This window comes from Rhodoferax sp., from assembly GCF_013297935.1.
Taxonomy (GTDB): Bacteria; Pseudomonadota; Gammaproteobacteria; order Burkholderiales; family Burkholderiaceae_C; genus Allorhodoferax.
Genome location: NZ_JAAFIX010000016.1, coordinates 14,446 through 30,831 on the forward strand (window position 1 = coordinate 14,446; position 16,386 = coordinate 30,831).

The following is a 16,386-nucleotide window of genomic DNA, read 5'->3' on the forward strand; positions in this document are numbered from 1 at the left end:
ATGGCTTCTGAAAACGCTGAAACCCATGCCCCATCCGCTGGTGAATACATCCAGCACCACTTGCAACATCTGCAAAAGAACTTTGACTTCGAAAGTGTCAAGCAAACCAATATTGTGGACTTCAGTCTGTTCAATTTGGATTCGGTGTTCTTCTCGGTGGTTTTGGGTATTCTGGGCTGCTTTCTGTTGTGGAATGCTGCACGCAAAGCCACTTCTGGCGTACCCGGCCGTTTCCAAGCTGCAGTCGAAATTTTGTCTGAAATGGTGGAGAACCAGGCTAAGGGCGTGATTCACAATGCCACCAGCCGCAAGTTGATTTCCCCCTTGGCGCTGACTGTGTTCGTCTGGATCTTCCTGATGAACGCCATGGACATGTTGCCTGTGGATTTGATCCCCGCAATCTGGCACTCGGTTGGTCCTGCAATGGGCTTCAAGGACTACATGCGTGTGGTTCCTACGGCTGATTTGTCCACCACGCTGGGTCTGTCGTGCTCTGTTTTGTTTGTCTGTCTGGTTTACAACATCAAGATCAAGGGTCTGGGTGGCTGGGCGCACGAACTGATTGCTGCTCCTTTTGGGGATCACTGGGCACTCTGGCCTGTGAACTTCTTGATGCAGATGATCGAATACCTTGCTAAGACCGTGTCCCATGGCATGCGGTTGTTTGGCAATATGTTTGCAGGTGAGTTGGTGTTCATGTTGATTGCCCTGATGGGTGGCGGCTGGGCGCTGTCGGCAACCGGCGTTGGTTTGGCCATTGGTCACATCATCGCGGGAACCGTGTGGACGCTGTTCCACATCCTCGTGATCACCTTGCAAGCCTTCATCTTTATGATGTTGACGCTGATCTACACAGGTCAAGCGCACGACGCACATTGATGTAACTTTTTCTCGCTTTCGTTTTCTTTTTCTTTTTCCACTAACTTTTAGGAGCTTCTCATGGAAAACATTCTCGGCCTCGTGGCACTGGCTTGCGGTTTGATCGTTGGTCTGGGCGCAATCGGCGCATCTATCGGTATCGCACTGATGGGCGGCAAGTTCCTGGAATCTTCTGCTCGTCAACCTGAATTGATGAACGAACTGCAAACCAAGATGTTCATCTTGGCTGGTCTGATCGACGCTGCGTTCTTGATCGGCGTTGCTATCGCTCTGCTGTTCGCGTTCGCAAACCCCTTCGTTCTGAAGTAAATAACGGCCCTTCACGTTAGAGAAGGAATCAAACCGTGAACATCAACGCTACCCTGTTCCTGCAGGCTATCGTTTTTGCGATCCTGGTGTGGTTCACGATGAAATTCGTGTGGCCCCCGATCACAAAAGCGCTGGACGAGCGGGCACAGAAAATCGCCGACGGACTAGCTGCCGCCGACAAGGCAAAGGCTGAACTGGCCTCTGCAAATAAGCGCGTAGAGGCTGAACTGGCCACATCGCGTAACGAAACTGCCACTCGCTTGGCGGATGCCGAGCGCCGTGCTCAAACGATCGTCGAAGAAGCCAAAGCTCGCGCTGCGGAAGAAGGCAATCGCATCATCGCTGCAGCGAAAGCTGAAGCCGAGCAGCAGTCCGTGAAGGCTCGTGACGCTCTGCGTGAACAGGTCGCCGCTCTCGCCGTCAAAGGCGCTGAGCAGATCCTTCGCAAAGAAGTCAATGCCGGCGTGCACGCAGATTTGCTGTCGCGCTTGAAGACTGAGCTGTAAGGGAATCACATGGCTGAACTTGCCACCATCGCCAGGCCCTATGCCGAAGCTTTGTACAAGGCTACGCAAGCGGATTCGACCGCTGCAGCTGTGTGGCTGGACGAACTTGCTGAAGTTGCGCGCAATAGCCAACTCCAGCAGTTTGCCGGCAATCCCAATAGCACCAACAACCAGGTTTTTGATCTGGTGTCCGGTGTTATCAAAGCTGCTTTGCCTGAGCAAGGAAAGAACTTCCTGCGCACTGTGATCGATAACGGACGCCTCGCGGCGCTGCCGGAAATCGCAGCCCAGTTCCGTGCACTGAAGAACGCCCAAGGCGGCTTTTCTGATGCTGTCGTTTACAGCGCTTTCCCGATCGATGCAGCTGCATTGTCGGAAGTGGCGGCTTCTCTCGAGAAGCGCTTCGGTCGCAAGCTCAACGTTTCCGTTGAGTTGGATGCCGAACTGATCGGCGGTATCCGCGTGGTGGTGGGTGACGAAGTTCTTGACACCTCTGTCAAGGCCCGTCTCGAACAAATGAAAGTGGCTCTTTCAGCGTAAGGCTTGGCCTTACTCTGACAGCCCAACCAAAGAAAGAAGGAAAGAGTCATGCAACTCAATCCCGCAGAAATTTCTGAATTGATCAAGAGCCGTATTGACGGTTTGTCCGCAAGCGCTGACATCCGCAACCAAGGCACCGTGGTTTCTGTGACCGACGGTATTTGCCGCATTCACGGTCTGTCCGACGTGATGCAAGGCGAAATGTTGGAATTCCCGGCTGGTAGCGATGGCTTGCCCACCTACGGCTTGGCCTTGAACCTCGAGCGCGACTCTGTCGGCGCCGTGATTTTGGGTGAGTACGAGCACATCTCCGAAGGCGACACTGTGAAGTGCACAGGTCGTATTCTGGAAGTGCCAGTGGGTCCTGAGTTGCGTGGCCGCGTGGTGAACGCTTTGGGTCAGCCTATCGACGGCAAAGGCCCGATTAACGCCAAGATGACCGACGTGATTGAAAAGGTGGCACCTGGTGTGATCGCCCGTAAATCCGTGGATCAGCCTATGCAGACCGGTCTGAAGTCTATCGACTCCATGGTTCCCGTCGGCCGCGGACAGCGCGAATTGATCATCGGCGACCGCCAGACCGGCAAGACAGCCGTGGCTATCGACGCCATCATCAACCAGAAGGGTCAGAACATGACCTGCGTCTACGTTGCGATCGGCCAAAAGGCTTCTTCGATCAAAAACGTGGTGCGCGCTTTGGAGCAAGCCGGTGCGATGGAATACACCATCGTGGTGGCTGCATCTGCTTCTGAATCTGCTGCGATGCAGTACGTTTCTGCGTACTCCGGTTGCACCATGGGCGAATACTTCCGCGACCGTGGCGAAGACGCCCTGATCGTGTACGACGATTTGTCCAAGCAAGCCGTGGCTTACCGTCAAGTGTCTTTGCTGTTGCGCCGCCCACCAGGCCGCGAAGCGTACCCTGGCGACGTGTTCTATCTCCACAGCCGTTTGCTGGAGCGTGCAGCGCGTGTGAACGCCGAGTACGTGGAAGCTTTCACCAAGGGCGCAGTGAAGGGTAAGACCGGTTCTTTGACCGCTCTGCCTATCATCGAAACCCAAGCCGGTGACGTGTCTGCTTTCGTGCCAACCAACGTGATTTCGATCACTGACGGCCAGATCTTCCTGGAAACCAGCCTGTTCAACGCCGGCGTACGCCCTGCGATCAACGCCGGTATCTCGGTGTCCCGCGTGGGTTCTGCTGCTCAGACCAAGGTTGTTAAGGGACAGTCCGGCGGTATCCGTAACGACTTGGCTCAGTACCGCGAATTGGCTGCGTTTGCGCAGTTCGCTTCTGATCTGGACGAAGCTACCCGCAAGCAGTTGGACCGCGGTGCTCGCGTGACCGAACTGCTGAAGCAAAAGCAATACAGCCCCCAGTCCATCAGCATCATGAGCGCATCGTTGTTCGCAGTGAACAAGGGCTTCATGGATGATGTGGAAGTCAAGAAGATCCTGGCTTTCGAGCACGGCCTTCATGCCTACCTCAAGGACAAGCACGCTGCCCTGTTGGCTAAGGTGGAAGACACCAAGGCTCTGGACAAGGACGCTGAAGCTGAATTGACTGCTGCTGTGGCCGCGTTCAAGAAGACTTTTGCTTGATTTCCACCTGATCACAAGGAGCCATTGATGGCAGCAGGCAAGGAACTACGCACAAAGATCAAATCGGTGGAGAACACCAAGAAGATCACCAAGGCCATGGAAATGATCTCGGTCTCCAAAATGCGCAAGGCGCAGGAGCGTATGCGCGCTGCCCGCCCTTACAGCACGAAGATCCGGGACATTGCAACTCATCTGGGACAAGCCAATCCTGAGTACGTGCACGACTTCATGAAGACCAACGAGGCGAAAGCTGTCGGTCTGATTGTGGTCACCACGGACAAAGGTTTGTGCGGCGGTCTCAATACCAACTTGTTGCGCCAAGTCACCGGCCAGTTGCGCGAAGCGCAAGCTGCCGGAAAGACCGCGAAAGCAGTTGCGATTGGTAGCAAGGGCCTCGGCTTTTTGAACCGTGTGGGTGCTCAAGTGGTGTCCCATGTGACCCATTTGGGTGATCGTCCTCACCTCGACAAGCTCATCGGGCCTGTCAAGGTGTTGATCGATGCCTACGTGAAGGGTGAAGTCAGCGCTGTCCATGTCTGCTACAACAAGTTTGTCAGCACCATGCGTCAGGAGCCGGTAGTGGAGCAGTTGCTTCCCTTGTCGGCCGCGCAGATGGCGGCAGATACCAAGGCAGACGGAAGTCAACACGCCTGGGACTATCTGTACGAGCCCGATGCACCTACTGTGATCGACGATTTGCTGGTCCGTTACGTGGAAGCGCTGGTATTCCAAGCTCTCGCAGAGAACATGGCATCGGAGCACGCAGCACGGATGGTTGCCATGAAGGCAGCCACTGACAATGCCGGTAACGTCATTGCCGAGCTCAAGCTCGTTTACAACAAGACCCGTCAGGCCGCAATTACCAAAGAGCTGTCTGAAATCGTGTCCGGCGCAGCTGCCATCAGCGGCTAAGCGAATTCAGAAATTATTGGAGCGAAAAAATGCAAGCCCAAGGAAAAATTGTTCAATGTATCGGCGCGGTGGTGGACGTGGAGTTTCCACGCGACCAGATGCCCCGTGTGTACGACGCTCTCAAGATGGAAGGCTCGCCGCTGACCCTCGAAGTGCAGCAGCAGCTTGGTGACGGCGTAGTGCGTACCATCGCGCTGGGCTCATCTGACGGCCTGCGTCGCGGTCTGGTGGTGTACAACACCGGCGCACAAATCACTGTGCCCGTGGGCAAGGCCACTTTGGGTCGCATCATGGACGTGTTGGGTTCGCCTATCGACGAGCGCGGCCCTGTAAGCCAGGACCACACAGCGTCTATCCACCGTAAGGCTCCGTCGTATGACGAGCTGAGCCCTTCGCAAGAATTGCTCGAAACCGGCATCAAGGTGATTGACTTGGTGTGCCCGTTCGCTAAGGGCGGTAAAGTTGGTCTGTTCGGTGGTGCCGGTGTGGGCAAGACCGTGAACATGATGGAACTGATCAACAACATCGCTAAGGCTCACAGCGGCTTGTCCGTGTTCGCCGGTGTGGGTGAGCGTACCCGTGAAGGTAACGACTTCTATCACGAGATGGCCGATTCCGGCGTTGTGAACTTGGAAGATCTGCCTGAGTCCAAAGTGGCCATGGTGTACGGTCAGATGAACGAGCCACCAGGCAACCGTTTGCGCGTAGCCTTGACAGGTCTGACCATCGCTGAGTCCTTCCGTGACGAAGGTAAAGACGTTTTGTTCTTCGTGGACAACATCTACCGCTACACATTGGCCGGTACCGAAGTGTCCGCTTTGTTGGGTCGTATGCCTTCTGCTGTGGGCTACCAGCCCACCTTGGCCGAAGAAATGGGCCGTCTGCAAGAGCGTATTACCTCTACCAAAGTCGGTTCCATCACTTCCATCCAAGCCGTTTACGTGCCTGCCGATGACTTGACCGATCCATCCCCTGCGACCACCTTTGCTCACTTGGACTCCACGGTTGTGTTGTCCCGCGACATCGCTTCTTTGGGTATCTACCCCGCGGTGGATCCTTTGGATTCGACTAGCCGTCAGCTCGATCCGTTGGTGGTGGGCGAAGACCACTACAACACTGCGCGTGCCGTACAGGGTACTTTGCAGCGTTACCGTGAGTTGCGCGACATTATTGCGATCATGGGTATGGACGACTTGGCTCCCGAAGACAAGTTGGCTGTGGCCCGTGCCCGCAAGATTCAGCGTTTCTTGAGCCAGCCTTTCCACGTGGCCGAAGTGTTTACCGGTTCCCCCGGTAAGTACGTTCCTTTGTCTGAAACCATCCGTGGCTTCAAGATGATTGTCGGCGGCGAATGCGATCACTTGCCCGAACAGGCTTTCTACATGGTGGGAACCATCGACGAAGCGTTCGAAAAAGCCAAGAAGGTCTAAGTCATGAACACCATCCACGTGGATGTGGTCAGTGCAGAAGAGTCCATCTTCTCCGGTGAAGCCGTCTTCGTGGCGCTTCCTGGTGAAGGTGGCGAGCTGGGCATCAAGCCCCGCCACACGCCTCTGATCACACGCATCAAGCCCGGCTCGGTGCGTATCGAGAAGGCCGATGGAACTGAAGAGTTCGTGTTCGTAGCCGGTGGCATTTTGGAAGTTCAGCCTAACTGTGTCACTGTGTTGTCTGACACAGCGATTCGTGGCAAGGACTTGGACGAAGAAAAGGCTAACGCAGCCAAGGCTGCTGCTGAAGAAGCTTTGAAGAACGCCAACAGCGAGATTGATATTGCGCGAATTCAATCTGAAATCGCTGTGATGGCCGCCGAAATGGCTGCTGCTCGCAGGTTCTTGAAAAAGAAGTAATCGGTAGATTGCCGACAAAAAGCCACCCTCGGGTGGCTTTTTTCATGGCAAAGCTATCAACCCAAATGAGGACTGTCCGAGAGCTCGTTGGCGTTGATTTTCCCGGGCTCAATGGGGAACTGAGCAGCCAACTTGGGCGTGATCTTGTCTACAAATGTAGTCAAGCCACGTTCGAGGTTAGTGGCTTTCCACTGCGCCGCGACCTCTTGGGCCAAGGAGTCCCAGAATTGCGGCTCCTGCATGCCGACTAGCGCGCGATCGAAGACGATTTCAACCGCATGCTCAGCAAGGCAGATGTAGAGCAGCACGCCGTTGTTGTGTTCAGTGTCCCAGATGCGCTGGGTGGCAAACAATTGCTGCGCCCGCTGCTTGAGCAATCCCTGCATCTCACACCGCTGCCAGAGCGTGGAACTCGGCAAGGAACTCTCAACATAGAAACAAATTTCAGCGGTATGGCTCCGCTCACTGTTGCGAATCATGTCAGCGATCCGTTCGCCGAAACCGGAAGGGAGCTGTCCCACTGCATCATCTGCCCAACGGTGGCGTAGCCAGCGACTTAAACGCGTTTCCATCACCATCCTCCAGACGCTCCGCCACCACCAAAATTTCCACCCCCACCGGAGTGGAAGCCACCTGAACCAGAGTCCGAAGAACTAGAAGAGGAGCCACCCATACCACCTGCGGTGTATCCCCCCTTCCTATAGCCCGCCGATGTTGAGCTGCTCCGGCTCATCAAGAGGGAGAGGATAAAGCCCCCAAGTCCGGCCAGCAGCCCAACCCACCAGAGTTGAGTGATGTAAAAAACCACCCCTGTTGCGGCGAGACCGACGAGGCCTGCAGCAAAACGTGTACCGAATGCCTGGCGCGCGAGATTCCCGCCAATCGCCGAGACAAAGAAAACAAACACCCCGAGTTCGACGACATTCACGTCGACTGAAGCGTTGCGGGATGGGGGGCTATCCATGGGTGCAGGCAGAGCCTCTGCTTGAATCAAAGCCGCCAAAGCGCCAATAGCGGCCTGTAATCCCCCCGCATAGTCGCCAGTGCGAAATAAGGGGGCCATCTTCTGCTGAATGATCCGGCCGGCCTGTACATCAGGTATCGCGCCTTCCAGAGACTTAGCGACTTCAATGCGCATGCGCTTGTCGTTAACGGCCACCAGGAGCAACACGCCATCGCCTTCAACTTTGCGACCCAACTTCCAGGTATTGGCCACACGGTTTGCGAGGGCGGCTATATCTTCACCGTCGCTGCTTGGCAGAAGCCACACTACCACCTGACTTCCTGTCTCTGCCTCCAAGCGCGATAGCCTTAATTCAAGCTGCTGGATATCGGCGGCCGTCAAAACACTACTGGTATCGATCACGCGGGCAGTAAGGGGCGGGATCGCCAACAACGTATCCGCAAACAGCGTCGATGAGCCAAGCAGTAGCAAGCCCACCAACAAGCGTGTCACTGCACCTCGTAACCAAAGCAGGCCGCACTGCATCTTATTTTTGCTTGAAGTCCACCACCGGCGGTGCGGAAATAGCCGCTTCATTCGCCACCGTAAAGGCTGGCTTGGGCTTGTAGCCCAAAGCCATCGCGGTCAAGTTGTTGGGGAAGCTGCGGGCTAGAACGTTGTAGTCCTGAACTGCCTGGATATACCGGTTGCGTGCCACTGCAATGCGGTTTTCAGTGCCTTCGAGCTGAACGCGCAGATCGCTGAATCCTTGGTTTGCCTTCAGGTTGGGATACTGCTCGCTCACTACCAGCAAGCGGCTCAGCGCGCCGCCCAACTCACCCTGCACTTTTTGAAACTTAGAAAAGGCCTCGGGATCATTCAAACTCTCGGGGCTAATTTGCAAGGAAGTCGCCTTCGCACGCGCTTCTATGACCTTGGTGAGGGTTTCCTGCTCAAAGGCTGCCTCACCCTTCACAGTCGCAACAATATTGGGAACCAGATCAGCGCGCCGTTGATACTGGTTCAGCACCTCACTCCATGCTGCAATGGACTGCTCGTCCAAGCGCTGAAAATCGTTGTAGCCGCAACCGGTCAACACCAACAAAAAGCCGAGCAGAGACGCCCGAACGCAACGATTCACAGTTTGTGCCCCAGCGGCGCACCAGTTCGACATGTTCATCATGAACTCCCGAGGATGAAGGCAGCATCCTACTGCGCTCCGGTGCCGCGACATCGGTCCGGATACGCGAGAATGCGAATATGCCTAAAAACCCTGCAAAAATGCACGCCGTGATTGGCGGAACCCCGGATGAAATAGAGGCCGCGTTCTATGACGCGATGCAACTCGGAGATATCGACAAGCTCATGGCCTGCTGGGCTGACGAGGACGACATCGCTTGTATTCACCCCGGAGGCACCCGGTTGATAGGTATGGGGGCCATCCGCGCCGCCTTTGAGGCGATGTTTGCCCATGGAGGCGCCATTCATGTGAAGCCTGAAAACATCCGCCGGGTCGAGTCCCTGGCCAGTGCAGTACACCATGTGCTGGAGGTGGTTGAAATTCTCACGCCCCAAGGCAAAGACAAGGCGCATGTCGTGGCTACCAACGTGTACCACAAGACCCCGCAAGGATGGCGAATGGTCGTGCACCATGCCAGCCCGGGAACGTCCGAAGATGCACTGCAAGAACACAGCACCCCGCAGATTTTGCATTAAATATGCCGCTAGCCCTTGATAATACAGCGCGAGTAGCTATGAATTATGTAGCGCCATGGTGGCTCCCCGGGGGGAATCTGCAAACCATCTGGCCCGCACTTTACTCACGGCGAGTCTTCGGGCCCCACCCGCAGTACCGGCGTGAGCGTTGGCAAACTCCGGACCAAGATTTCATTGACGTCGATTGGTTGGCCCAGCCCCCGACTGCCCAGCAACCCTTGTTGGTTCTTTTCCACGGTCTGGAGGGCACCTCCCGAAGTCACTATGCAGAGGCCTTTGCCGACTACGCTCAGGCGCGTGGATACGCTTACGCGGTGCCCCACTTTCGTGGATGCAGCGGCGAGCTGAATCTGGCACCTCGCGCCTACCACTCCGGCGATCACGAGGAAATAGGCTGGATGCTGTCCAAATTCCGCCAGCAGCATTCCGGCCCCATCATGGCAGTCGGGGTTTCATTGGGCGGCAACGCATTGCTGCGTTGGGCGGAAGAGGCCGGAAGCACGGCCGGCGCCACGGTCGAGGCGGTCGCTGCCGTTTGCTCACCAATTGATCTTGCCGCTGGAGGCTACGCAATTGGCCGGGGTTTTAACCGGTGGGTCTACACCCGGATGTTCCTCAACACCATGATTCCCAAGGCGATGCAAAAGCTGGCCCAGTTTCCGGGCCTGTTTGATGGCGACGCGCTGCAGGCGGCGAGAGACCTGTACGAGTTTGACAACCTCTTTACCGCACCGCTCCATGGGTTCAAAAGCACCGAGGACTATTGGGCGCGAGGCTCCGCCAAGCCCCACCTTGCCCGCATCCGCGTACCCGCGCTCGTGGTCAATGCGAGAAACGACCCTTTCGTGCCGGCTTGGAGTTTGCCGTCGCAGTCCGAGGTGGGCGAGTACGTAACCTTGTGGCAACCCGCACACGGCGGACATGTGGGCTTTCCTCAGGGGCGTCTGCCGGGTCACGTGCGGACCATGCCTGAAGTGGTGGGAAACTGGATGGCCTCGCGGGTGAATAAGCCAAGGAGTCAGCATGGATGACATCGTGATGCAGGCCATGGTCAAGTGGCCGAACGTGCCCGATTGCTATGGATGGCTCGGGCTTGATGGGCGTGGTGATTGGTATCTGCGGGATGATGCGGCTCAGGCCTGCGGTGACTTCGCATCGTCCGTTCACTACGCGCGGGGCAGCCGTTTGCAGCACGAGAAGCTCATAGACTTTATTCAGCGCAACTACGCGTGCGATGCGTCAGGCGCCTGGTTTTTTCAAAATGGCCCGCAGCGTGTTTATGTCGAGTTGATGCACACGCCCTGGGTGTGGCGCATTCACCCGGAAGGCCACATCGTTGCCCACACGGGCGAAGTTGCTACGGTGCAAGAAAGCTATCTGGATGAACTGGGCCTGCTCTATCTAGAGACGCCGCTAGGCATCGGCCTTATCCACACCGCAGACATGGCCCACGCGGCGTCCAAGGTAGAGCATGGCGAATGGCAGCCGCAGGAAATTCAACGCAGCGATATGGAGTCGCGCTTTGGCTTTGTCCGCAGCCCTCAATCCGTCAAAGGCAAGGCATAGAGCGGTCCCGCGGGTGGCTGCTGGGTGCCGCCAACACCGGCATGCAGACGTAAAAAAGCCGACTTGCGTCGGCCTTTTTATTGGAGCGAAGAGGGCTTACTTGGCCTCGGCTGCCGGCTTCTTGGGCTCTTCCAATTTGCCGCCACCGGCGTTGGCCATGAACACAACCGCCCGCGCGATTTCGTAGTCAGAAAAGTCTCCGCCTGCCTGTGAACCCATGGCACCCTTGCCTTTAATGGCTGAGGTGTACAGCGCCTCAAAACCGGTCTTGATACGGGCACCCCAAGCGCCTGCGTCACCAAATTTCGGAGCACCTGCCGCACCTACCGCATGGCATGCAGCGCATTGCGCTTTGTAGACCTCTTCACCCGATTTCATTTCGCGGTTGGCATCGCGGATTTCGACCATACCGATTTTCTGGATGCGCTCTGCAGTCGCCTTTTCCATGTTCACCGCGCCCGCCGCAGGCTTGTTGGCAGAGGTGACGTAGTAGACCAAGCCGATGATGACGAAGATCGGGATCACGAACGAGAAAAACGCCGCTAACAAAAGTTGTTTCGGCGTCTTGACGGGGCCCGTGTGGTCTTCTTCGTGCGCAGTAGCTTGGCTGTTATCGCTCATGGGTGTCCTCAAATTAATCGGGGGCTTTCAATCTGCTGGCGATTATAGCGGTCGGCCTCCTGAAAACACCTACAATCCACCCTCTGTTGCGGCTGTAGCTCAGTGGATAGAGTATTGGCCTCCGAAGCCAAGGGTCGTGGGTTCGATCCCCGCCAGCCGCACCATCTTTTCTGTTCCAAGCGCTTGCCTTGGAGCCTTGTCACCGCAACCGGTAGTCAGGTTGCCAGTCGTGTTTCCCTTGGGATTTCGCAACTAAGAGCTTCTTCCCAAAAACAAAACTGCTCCGTGCCGGTGGCCCGCTCGCCGTGCTTCAGCCGGCCAAGCTATCTGCCCACACCAGAGCTTCCATGTGGGCTACGTTGATCTGCTTCAGTGAAAAGGGAAGCCGGGCGTAGGCCGTGTTGAAGTCGGCTTCATGATCGGTTTCGCAGGCGCAGACCAGCGCCAACAAAGAGCCGAGCAGCCCTTTGCCTGAGAGCAGGGCATCACAGACGCTGTCGTCCAGTGCCAGTTGCGGGAGTAGCTCTTGCATGGGGAGTCCGAGCAAGCTGTCAATCTGAGACAACAGACCCACCAGAAACGCGGCTCCGGCCGTTTCACCGTCTCCTAGATGTTGTGCCAGCAGTTCCATCATGCGGCCGCGAACCACCGCCGAAGTGCTTGGAATGCTGGCGTGTGCGCTCGTATTGGTTAGCAACAATGCCGACCAGCGCACCAAGCGCTCGTAGCCGAGCAGCATCACCGCCTGTCGCAGTGAGGTGACCTTCTGAGGCATTCCGGTGCCTGCCGCGTTGATGATGCGCAGCAGGCTCACACCCAAGGCGGCGTCTTTTTTTAGGGCTGTCTCCACCGCATCAATACCGGCTTCCGTCTTGAGCAGTTGAAAAAGGTGGATGGCACTGCCTTGGGCCGGGGTCAGTAATTTGGACTGTGTGGTCTCCGGCACGGAAAACCAGTAGCCTTGAAATTCCGCAATACCTTGCTCCGCCATCCCCTCGAACTGGACTTGGTTCTCTACCTTTTCGGCAATCAAGATGGCGGGCGTTCGCTGGCGGGCCGCTTGGACCAAGAGCTTGAGCTGGGCCGGGTCTATGCTCGACGAATCAAGCTTGACGAAATCTGCCAAGCCTTGCCAAGGCCGGTACACGGGGGCAACTACGCTGTGTTTAAAGGCCAGGCGGAAGCCACGGGACTTGAGGGCTTGAAGCGCCGGTACGAGCGCTTGCACAAAACCGGCATCGTGCCGGGGAGCCGGGCCGATTTCGATTACCGTCCGTGCTGGGGCTAAAAAGTCCCACTGCGGCCCGGTCAGCCCTCTGTGGACGGAGTGGATAAAAACATCATGGCTCAGGGTGCCAAACGGTGAGCCACTACTAGCAACCGCATTCAGCGCGAGCGCAATGTCGCTGGCCTCGGAGTGACCTTTGGCGTGCGTTGACCGGTTGAAAAGCTCATAGGCCAGCACAGTCCGGTCTATGTCCACGATAGGCTGCCGCGCAATAGAGATGCGCTCCAACAACTCCGGTGCGACGGTATCGTGCTCTGGCATAGTCAAATAGCTCCCTGTAACTGTTACAGAGGCTAACGCAGACCGAAAGCACTGACAAGCAGTGGGTTAAACCGGTCGAAAGACGGTGCTGGCCCTACAAAGGCAGGCCGACATAGTTTTCCGCAAGCACCGTGGAGGCCGGCTGCGATTGCACCAGGTAATGCAACTCGGCATTCTGGAGCTTCTGGGCAATAGCGCCTTCGCCCGGGAACTGGTGCATCAAGCTGGTAAACCACCATGAAAACCGCTCACCTTTCCAGATGCGTTGCAGGCACCGTTGCGAATAGTGGTCGATACCGGCGGCGGACCGCTCCTGAAAAAACTCTATCAGCGCGGAGGACAAATACTTCACATCCGTCGCGGCAAGGTTCAGACCCTTAGCGCCCGTAGGTGGCACGATGTGCGCGGCATCTCCGGCGAGAAACAAGCGACCGAAACGCATCGGTTCTGCAACAAAGCTTCGCAGAGGTGCAATGCTTTTCTCTAAAGATGGGCCGGTCACCAGCGCCTCGCGCGCGCTCGGGTCGAGGCGGAGTCGCAACTCGTCCCAGAATGCCTCATCCGACCAATTTTCAGCCTTATCACTCAACGGGACCTGGAGGTAGTAGCGGCTGCGGGTGGCACTGCGCTGGGAGCACAGTGCGAAACCTCGCTCGCTGTTGGCGTAAATCAACTCATGGTGGACGGGCGGGGTGTCAGCCAGCAAACCCAACCAGCCGAACGGGTAGACCTTTTCGTACTCGGTGACGGCGCCCTCGGGCAGGCTGGCGCGGCAAACACCATGGAAGCCATCGCAGCCGGCAATAAAGTCGCAATGCAAGGTGTGCCACTGGCCACCGTGCTGAAATTTGACGTGGGGGGTGGCGGTGTCGAAGTCATGAATGGAAACATCGCTGGCCTGGTACATCGTTTGCAGGCCTGCAGCTTCGCGGGCCGCCATGAGGTCACGGGTCACCTCCGTCTGCCCGTACACCATGACCTGCTGGCCACCGGTGAGGCTGTGCAGATCGATCCGGTGTCTTTCCCCAGCAAACAGCAAGTCAAAACCCGTGTGTGGCAAGCCCTCTTGGTGCATCCGTCGGCCGACCCCGACCTCGTCTAGCAAATCCGTGGTGACCTGCTCCAGAACGCCGGCACGGATGCGGGACAGCACATAGTCTGCGCTTTGCCGCTCAATAATGATGGCGTCAACCCCTGCACGGTGCAGGAGCTGGCCTAGAAGCAGCCCCGAAGGGCCCGCACCGATGATGGCTACTTGTGTTCGCATGGATGTTCCTCTGTCAATGCACAAAGGTTATCGGTGCGCATGCGGATGGTCATCCGTAAGGTGGAAAATTTGCGCGATAGATAGAATGCTTGTGCGAATATCGCGCAATTACTGGAGTTTGCATGAACACGCACCACGACACGCCTGGCGCCTTCCCGATCGCTCAGGCCGATGTCATCGCGGGAATCGTCAAAGGAATGGCGGTGCTCGAAAGCTTTGATACCGAACGCCAACGACTGAACGCCACCTTAGCGGCCCAGCGTGCCGGAATCACGAGGGCAGCCGCGCGGCGGCATCTGCTCACCTTGGCTTCATTGGGGTATTTGGAGACGGACGGAAGCTATTTCTGGCTTGCCAGCAAGGTACTGCGTTTCTCCGGCACTTACCTGTCCTCGGCCCGCTTCCCGCGGGTCGTGCAGCCCACGCTGAACCGCTTGGCTGCCCAAACCCAGGAGTCTTTCTCTGCGGTGGTGTTGGATGGCAGCGAGGTGGTTATCGTGGCGCGCAGCGGGAATGACTGGCGCAGCTCTCCGGCCGGCAAGGCGCAGGTGTTGGCCTATGGATTGCACTTGGGGGCAAGACTCCCGGCGCATGCCACCTCCACGGGGCGGGTGCTGTTGGCGGGGCTGTCGGATGCCGCGCTTCAGCAGTGGCTGTTAGACCATCCGCTGCGCCGTCTAACGGCGCATACCGTGACCGATGCCGCGGTACTGACTGAGCAGATAGCGATCGCACGTCGGGAGGATTTCAGCTTTGCGAATCAAGAGCATGAGCTGGGTGTGCAGGCACTGGCCGTGCCTCTGCGCAACGCGCGGGGGGCGCTAGTCGGGGCGCTCAACGTCGTGACCGCACCCCACCGTTGGCGTGCCGGTGAGTTCAGCACAGCCTTGTTGCCGGTTCTGCAGGATGCGGCGCAAGAATTGAGGGCGCTACTTTGAGTGTGCCGGTGTCAAGGCGAAAGTAGGCAGTGAGTTGCTGCTAGTTCTCAGGTTGTCATTTATTCTAAATTCGTTATATTTCAAATAAATAGAATTAAACGAATGGAGCTCTATGTCGCAGCCCTTTAATCCAGTGGAAGTATTGCCTTTCCGTTTTTGGTTAAATCCAAACGTAGCGCCTCATGTCACTTCAGGATTCTGCGAGTGCCCTGCCGAGCCGTGGAATATTGAAAGCACACCCGCAGAGTATGCATTGACCGAGCCTTCTCCCCTCTCGGAAATTCCTGACAACTGAGGGCAATACGGCTCGTGGTGAGAATTTTTCTCGTTAAAGCTAGAGTGCAAATGTCACATATTTGCCGTTTGCGAATTTGTAAATCAGCTGACACAGTGAGAAAAGAAGCTAAGGCGGTGGCACAGAGTTGAATAAAATACGACCAAAGCGCCAAAACTGAGATATTTAAATCTAGTCGAGGTTTCCTGTGTTTATTTCGACCTTCCGCCATGACCAATAGCAGTGACGTACTGACCACCCAGCAAGCAGCCCGAATTTTGGGGTTGTCGACCACCTCAGTGCAAAAAATGGTCATCAGTGGAGAGCTGGAAGCTTGGGTCACACCGGGCGGACACCGCCGGATTTTCCGCAGCGCCATTGACAAGCTGGTGCAGTCCCGTGGAACAGCGGTTCCCACCGAAACTGGCGCGCGCGCGCTGAGAGTTTTGCTGGCGGAAGACGACCCGATTCAAGTCGCTTATTTCCAGGCGCTGTTGGCACGCGGCGGGCACGATGTGGCGCTGACTGTGGCCACGGATGCGTCGCAGGCCCTGATCCAGCTGGAGCGCCAGCGCCCGGACCTGGTGGTGACTGATTTGATGATGACGCCGTTTGACGGTTACCACCTGATCAACGCCATGGCCCAGGAGAGCGCCTACCAGCCGATTGAAGTGATTGTTTTGACCGCACTGACCCGCAAGGAAGTCGAAGAAGACGGGCGCTTGCCCAGCTGGGTCACGCTATACCAAAAGCCGCTTCAGGCAGAACGCCTGCTGGGCTACCTGGACGCACTGGCCACCCGCCTGAACCGGGCGGGCCAGTTCATCCAGGCCCCTGCACAAGTTAAACGCGGCACCGCCGCTTGATTGGTTGCGGGGGCTCGTGCCGCCGTGGCTGCCACTGAGTATCCCGAT

The 16,386-nt window shown here is 56.9% G+C and carries 19 protein-coding genes and 1 tRNA gene; 14 read left to right on the forward strand and 6 right to left on the reverse strand.

What is annotated here, in order from left to right; genetic code table 11:
* From atpB to QZW03_RS16225, 8 genes are read left to right on the forward strand one after another with little or no spacing between them, the layout of a single operon-like run.
* Positions 1–879, forward strand: a complete 879-nt coding sequence (gene atpB / locus QZW03_RS16190; protein WP_296511067.1) for a F0F1 ATP synthase subunit A — start codon at positions 1–3, stop codon at positions 877–879.
* Positions 880–939: 60 nt separating this feature from the next.
* On the forward strand, positions 940–1,188 hold the full coding sequence (gene atpE, locus QZW03_RS16195) for a F0F1 ATP synthase subunit C (protein ID WP_019429175.1): 249 nt from the start codon (positions 940–942) through the stop codon (positions 1,186–1,188).
* Between the two features lie 35 nt (positions 1,189–1,223).
* Positions 1,224–1,694, forward strand: coding sequence for a F0F1 ATP synthase subunit B (locus tag QZW03_RS16200; RefSeq protein ID WP_296511068.1), 471 nt, complete (start codon positions 1,224–1,226; stop codon positions 1,692–1,694).
* Positions 1,695–1,703: 9 nt separating this feature from the next.
* Entirely contained in the window at positions 1,704–2,234 is a 531-nt protein-coding gene (locus QZW03_RS16205) for a F0F1 ATP synthase subunit delta (RefSeq protein WP_296511069.1), read from the forward strand.
* A 48-nt stretch (positions 2,235–2,282) separates the two neighbouring features.
* Positions 2,283–3,836 (forward strand): F0F1 ATP synthase subunit alpha, encoded by a 1,554-nt coding sequence (gene atpA, locus QZW03_RS16210; protein WP_296511070.1) that lies wholly within the window; start codon positions 2,283–2,285, stop codon positions 3,834–3,836.
* A gap of 27 nt (positions 3,837–3,863) precedes the next feature.
* The gene (gene atpG, locus QZW03_RS16215) at positions 3,864–4,748 is read left to right on the forward strand and encodes a F0F1 ATP synthase subunit gamma (protein ID WP_296511071.1); all 885 of its coding nucleotides are present in this window, start codon (positions 3,864–3,866) and stop codon (positions 4,746–4,748) included.
* A gap of 29 nt (positions 4,749–4,777) precedes the next feature.
* Positions 4,778–6,178, forward strand: coding sequence for a F0F1 ATP synthase subunit beta (atpD, locus tag QZW03_RS16220; protein ID WP_296511072.1), 1,401 nt, complete (start codon positions 4,778–4,780; stop codon positions 6,176–6,178).
* A 3-nt stretch (positions 6,179–6,181) separates the two neighbouring features.
* A complete protein-coding gene (locus QZW03_RS16225) occupies positions 6,182–6,598 on the forward strand; it encodes a F0F1 ATP synthase subunit epsilon (RefSeq protein WP_296511073.1) in 417 nt (138 codons plus the stop codon).
* Positions 6,599–6,654: 56 nt separating this feature from the next.
* Here the strand turns inward: QZW03_RS16225 and QZW03_RS16230 are convergent, their stop codons facing one another.
* The 3 genes from QZW03_RS16230 to QZW03_RS16240 are packed head-to-tail and all read right to left on the reverse strand — an operon-like array spanning position 6,655 to position 8,715.
* Positions 6,655–7,176, reverse strand: coding sequence for a TPM domain-containing protein (locus QZW03_RS16230; RefSeq protein ID WP_366481824.1), 522 nt, complete (start codon positions 7,174–7,176; stop codon positions 6,655–6,657).
* Complete coding sequence (locus QZW03_RS16235) at positions 7,170–8,054, reverse strand: TPM domain-containing protein (protein WP_296511074.1); 885 nt, start codon at positions 8,052–8,054, stop codon at positions 7,170–7,172. The genes QZW03_RS16230 and QZW03_RS16235 overlap by 7 nt, the downstream gene beginning before the upstream one ends.
* A 34-nt stretch (positions 8,055–8,088) precedes the next feature.
* Positions 8,089–8,715: a LemA family protein gene (locus tag QZW03_RS16240; protein WP_296511101.1), complete on the reverse strand. Its 627-nt coding sequence runs from the start codon at positions 8,713–8,715 to the stop codon at positions 8,089–8,091.
* Between the two features lie 86 nt (positions 8,716–8,801).
* Here QZW03_RS16240 and QZW03_RS16245 point away from each other — a divergent pair, with 86 nt between their 5' ends.
* From QZW03_RS16245 to QZW03_RS16255, 3 genes are read left to right on the forward strand one after another with little or no spacing between them, the layout of a single operon-like run.
* Complete coding sequence (locus tag QZW03_RS16245) at positions 8,802–9,257, forward strand: nuclear transport factor 2 family protein (protein WP_296511075.1); 456 nt, start codon at positions 8,802–8,804, stop codon at positions 9,255–9,257.
* A gap of 38 nt (positions 9,258–9,295) precedes the next feature.
* On the forward strand, positions 9,296–10,288 hold the full coding sequence (locus QZW03_RS16250; RefSeq protein WP_296511076.1) for an alpha/beta fold hydrolase: 993 nt from the start codon (positions 9,296–9,298) through the stop codon (positions 10,286–10,288).
* Entirely contained in the window at positions 10,281–10,823 is a 543-nt protein-coding gene (locus QZW03_RS16255; RefSeq protein WP_296511077.1) for a DUF2946 family protein, read from the forward strand. Before QZW03_RS16250 ends, QZW03_RS16255 begins: the two co-directional genes overlap by 8 nt.
* Before the next feature lie 96 nt (positions 10,824–10,919).
* Here QZW03_RS16255 and QZW03_RS16260 read toward each other — a convergent pair whose 3' ends face one another.
* On the reverse strand, positions 10,920–11,444 hold the full coding sequence (locus QZW03_RS16260; RefSeq protein ID WP_296511078.1) for a c-type cytochrome: 525 nt from the start codon (positions 11,442–11,444) through the stop codon (positions 10,920–10,922).
* An 88-nt stretch (positions 11,445–11,532) separates the two neighbouring features.
* Here QZW03_RS16260 and QZW03_RS16265 point away from each other — a divergent pair.
* A tRNA-Arg gene (locus QZW03_RS16265) sits at positions 11,533–11,608 on the forward strand.
* Between the two features lie 146 nt (positions 11,609–11,754).
* On the opposite strand, the gene QZW03_RS16270 is transcribed toward QZW03_RS16265, so the two are convergent.
* Positions 11,755–12,993, reverse strand: a complete 1,239-nt coding sequence (locus QZW03_RS16270; RefSeq protein WP_296511079.1) for an HDOD domain-containing protein — start codon at positions 12,991–12,993, stop codon at positions 11,755–11,757.
* 94 nt (positions 12,994–13,087) lie between these two features.
* Positions 13,088–14,260 (reverse strand): 4-hydroxybenzoate 3-monooxygenase, encoded by a 1,173-nt coding sequence (gene pobA, locus QZW03_RS16275; RefSeq protein WP_296511080.1) that lies wholly within the window; start codon positions 14,258–14,260, stop codon positions 13,088–13,090.
* Between the two features lie 122 nt (positions 14,261–14,382).
* Here pobA and QZW03_RS16280 point away from each other — a divergent pair, with 122 nt between their 5' ends.
* Both QZW03_RS16280 and QZW03_RS16285 read left to right on the forward strand, forming a co-directional pair.
* Positions 14,383–15,198, forward strand: a complete 816-nt coding sequence (locus QZW03_RS16280; RefSeq protein ID WP_296511081.1) for an IclR family transcriptional regulator C-terminal domain-containing protein — start codon at positions 14,383–14,385, stop codon at positions 15,196–15,198.
* A gap of 504 nt (positions 15,199–15,702) precedes the next feature.
* Positions 15,703–16,338 (forward strand): response regulator, encoded by a 636-nt coding sequence (locus tag QZW03_RS16285; protein WP_296511082.1) that lies wholly within the window; start codon positions 15,703–15,705, stop codon positions 16,336–16,338.
* The last annotated feature ends 48 nt before the right edge of the window (positions 16,339–16,386 follow it).

What these genes read in the sequence shown, in the direction of transcription:
- atpG (WP_296511071.1), top strand. Translation starts at nt 3,864, where the DNA reads ATGGCAGCAGGCAAGGAACTACGCACAAAGATCAAATCGGTGGAGAAC.
- QZW03_RS16255 (WP_296511077.1), top strand. Translation starts at nt 10,281, where the DNA reads ATGGATGACATCGTGATGCAGGCCATGGTCAAGTGGCCGAACGTGCCC.
- QZW03_RS16230 (WP_366481824.1), bottom strand. Translation starts at nt 7,176, where the DNA reads ATGGTGATGGAAACGCGTTTAAGTCGCTGGCTACGCCACCGTTGGGCA.
- QZW03_RS16225 (WP_296511073.1), top strand. Translation starts at nt 6,182, where the DNA reads ATGAACACCATCCACGTGGATGTGGTCAGTGCAGAAGAGTCCATCTTC.
- QZW03_RS16270 (WP_296511079.1), bottom strand. Translation starts at nt 12,993, where the DNA reads ATGCCAGAGCACGATACCGTCGCACCGGAGTTGTTGGAGCGCATCTCT.
- atpB (WP_296511067.1), top strand. Translation starts at nt 1, where the DNA reads ATGGCTTCTGAAAACGCTGAAACCCATGCCCCATCCGCTGGTGAATAC.
- QZW03_RS16280 (WP_296511081.1), top strand. Translation starts at nt 14,383, where the DNA reads ATGAACACGCACCACGACACGCCTGGCGCCTTCCCGATCGCTCAGGCC.
- QZW03_RS16205 (WP_296511069.1), top strand. Translation starts at nt 1,704, where the DNA reads ATGGCTGAACTTGCCACCATCGCCAGGCCCTATGCCGAAGCTTTGTAC.
- pobA (WP_296511080.1), bottom strand. Translation starts at nt 14,260, where the DNA reads ATGCGAACACAAGTAGCCATCATCGGTGCGGGCCCTTCGGGGCTGCTT.
- QZW03_RS16245 (WP_296511075.1), top strand. Translation starts at nt 8,802, where the DNA reads ATGCCTAAAAACCCTGCAAAAATGCACGCCGTGATTGGCGGAACCCCG.
- QZW03_RS16240 (WP_296511101.1), bottom strand. Translation starts at nt 8,715, where the DNA reads ATGTCGAACTGGTGCGCCGCTGGGGCACAAACTGTGAATCGTTGCGTT.
- atpD (WP_296511072.1), top strand. Translation starts at nt 4,778, where the DNA reads ATGCAAGCCCAAGGAAAAATTGTTCAATGTATCGGCGCGGTGGTGGAC.
- atpA (WP_296511070.1), top strand. Translation starts at nt 2,283, where the DNA reads ATGCAACTCAATCCCGCAGAAATTTCTGAATTGATCAAGAGCCGTATT.
- QZW03_RS16250 (WP_296511076.1), top strand. Translation starts at nt 9,296, where the DNA reads ATGAATTATGTAGCGCCATGGTGGCTCCCCGGGGGGAATCTGCAAACC.
- QZW03_RS16260 (WP_296511078.1), bottom strand. Translation starts at nt 11,444, where the DNA reads ATGAGCGATAACAGCCAAGCTACTGCGCACGAAGAAGACCACACGGGC.
- QZW03_RS16285 (WP_296511082.1), top strand. Translation starts at nt 15,703, where the DNA reads ATGACCAATAGCAGTGACGTACTGACCACCCAGCAAGCAGCCCGAATT.
- atpE (WP_019429175.1), top strand. Translation starts at nt 940, where the DNA reads ATGGAAAACATTCTCGGCCTCGTGGCACTGGCTTGCGGTTTGATCGTT.